Source organism: Streptomyces botrytidirepellens (assembly GCF_003721215.1).
Taxonomy (GTDB): Bacteria; Actinomycetota; Actinomycetes; order Streptomycetales; family Streptomycetaceae; genus Streptomyces; species Streptomyces himastatinicus.
Map to the genome: position 1 here is coordinate 1 of NZ_RIBZ01000422.1, position 993 is coordinate 993.

The window sequence follows — 993 nt, forward strand, 5'->3', positions numbered from 1 at the left end:
CCCGGTGGTCCGTCGTTCGGACCACCGGGCCCCGGCTTGTGTTCACCCTGCGGCCGTCCGGCCTGTCGGACCCTGGTGGCAGGATGTTCCGCATGGTCAACCCGGAGCTGAGCGCCCTGCACGTCTACCCCGTCAAATCCGTCGCGGGGTGGGCGCCAGGTGCCGCGGTCGTGGAGCCGTGGGGGCTGGCCGGTGACCGCAGATGGATGGTCGTCGAGCCGGACGGGCGCTATGTGACCCAGCGCCAGCAGCCGAGGCTGGCGCTCGCCTCGGCCGCGTCGCTGCCGGACGGGGGTGTCCGGCTGAGCGCCGAGGGCCGGGAGCCGCTGACCGTGACCGCACCCGGGCCGGGGGACCCGTCGGTGCCGTCACCGGTCACCTTCACCGCGAAGCTGGCGCGGACGGAGGTCGAGGTGGTGTCGGCGGGCGCCGCCGCCGATGCCTGGTTCAGCGACTTCCTGGGCACCGAGGTGCGGCTGGTCCACCTCGACGACCCGGCGCGGCGGCCCCTGACCCCGGAGTACGCGCGCGGCGGGGAGACCGTGAGCCTCGCCGACGAGTTTCCGCTGCTGCTCACGACCACCGCGTCGCTGCACGCGCTCAACTCGCTCATCGCCCAGGGTGACCACCCCGACGAGGGCCCCCTGCCGATGAACCGCTTCCGGCCGAACGTCGTGATCGACGGCACCGCGCCGTGGGCCGAGGACGACTGGCAGCGGATAAGGATCGGCGAGGTCGTCTTCCGGGTGCCCAAGCCGTGCTCCCGCTGTGTGATCACCACGACCGACCAGAGCACCGGCGAGCGCGGCAAGGAGCCGCTGCGGACGCTGGCGCGGCACCGGCGGGCGGGGGACCGTCTGCTCTTCGGGCAGAACATGGTGCCGGAGGGCACGGGCACGCTGCGGCTGGGCGATCCGGTCGAGATCCTGGAGTAGCCCCCGGCGGGCAGCGCGGCGGGCCGCCACGGCACGGCGGCGGGCGACCCGGGCGCGC

General features: G+C 74.5%; 1 protein-coding gene. It reads left to right on the forward strand.

Going from position 1 to position 993, the window contains the following annotated elements:
* Positions 1-92 precede the first annotated feature (92 nt).
* Positions 93-935 (forward strand): MOSC domain-containing protein, encoded by an 843-nt coding sequence (locus EEJ42_RS31315; RefSeq protein WP_123105235.1) that lies wholly within the window; start codon positions 93-95, stop codon positions 933-935.
* The last annotated feature ends 58 nt before the right edge of the window (positions 936-993 follow it).

Bases quoted from the DNA above. Each gene is read 5' to 3' on its own strand.
- EEJ42_RS31315 (WP_123105235.1), top strand. From the start codon at position 93: ATGGTCAACCCGGAGCTGAGCGCCCTGCACGTCTACCCCGTCAAATCC.